Source organism: Caloramator australicus RC3, assembly GCF_000297115.1.
Taxonomy (GTDB): Bacteria; Bacillota; Clostridia; order Clostridiales; family Caloramatoraceae; genus Caloramator; species Caloramator australicus.
Window position 1 is genome coordinate 1 of record NZ_CAKP01000132.1, and the last position, 926, is coordinate 926.

Below are 926 nucleotides of genomic sequence, written 5' to 3' on the forward strand. Positions count from 1 at the left end.
ATTGAAGGACTTAGACAAAGCATTTAAGAATTTTTTTGAAGGCAGAGCAAATTATCCAAAGTTTAAGTCAAAGAAATGTAAATATCAAAGCTATAGAACAACATTTACAAATAACAACATTGAAATTAAAGGAAACAAAATCAAACTACYCAAATTAGGCTGGGTAAAGTTTGTAAAATCAATGGAAGTAGAGGGTAAAATATTAAATGCAACTATAAGTAGAACTCCAACAGGGAAATATTTCATTTCAATTTGCTGTAGGATARRAAAAACTACAGAAAAGTCTAAAACTAACAAAGTAATAGGTATAGATTTAGGAGTAAAGCATTTTCTGATAGATAGTGAAGGTAATAAAATATCCAATCCTAAATATCTTATAAAGTTAGAAAAAAGACTTATTAAGGAACAAAGGAAGCTTTCTAAAAAACAATTAGGCAGTAGTAACTATAAAAAACAAGCTAAGAAAGTAGCAAAAATACATGAGAAGATAAGAAACCAAAGGGAAGATTTTTTGCAAAAGCTGTCCTCTAAAATTATAAACGAAAACCAAGTTATAATTTTGGAGGACTTAAAGGTTAAGAATATGTTAAGAAATAACAAACTATCAAAGTCCATATCAGATGTAGCATGGTCAAAATTTGTAAATATGCTTGAATATAAAGCATTATGGTATGGAAGAACAATAGTAAAAATAGATATGTTTTATCCATCAAGTCAAATATGTAATGTATGTGGTTATAAAAATGAAGAAGTAAAAGACTTAAACGTAAGGGAGTGGGAATGTCCAATATGTAGGACAGCCCATGATAGAGATGTAAATGCAAGTAAAAATATATTAAAAGAAGGAAAGAGGATATTAGGCATAGCATAAGTAAAAACAGTAGGGTAGGGACTACCCGAATTAACGCCTGTGGAGATAGTAGGTA

Annotated in this window: 1 protein-coding gene; it reads left to right on the top strand. The window is 29.3% G+C overall.

Annotated elements, in window-relative coordinates; genetic code table 11:
• On the top strand, positions 1-871 hold an 871-nt coding region (tnpB, locus tag CAAU_RS12505; protein WP_040306707.1), incomplete at its 5' end, for an IS200/IS605 family element RNA-guided endonuclease TnpB.
• Between the last annotated feature and the right edge of the window lie 55 nt (positions 872-926).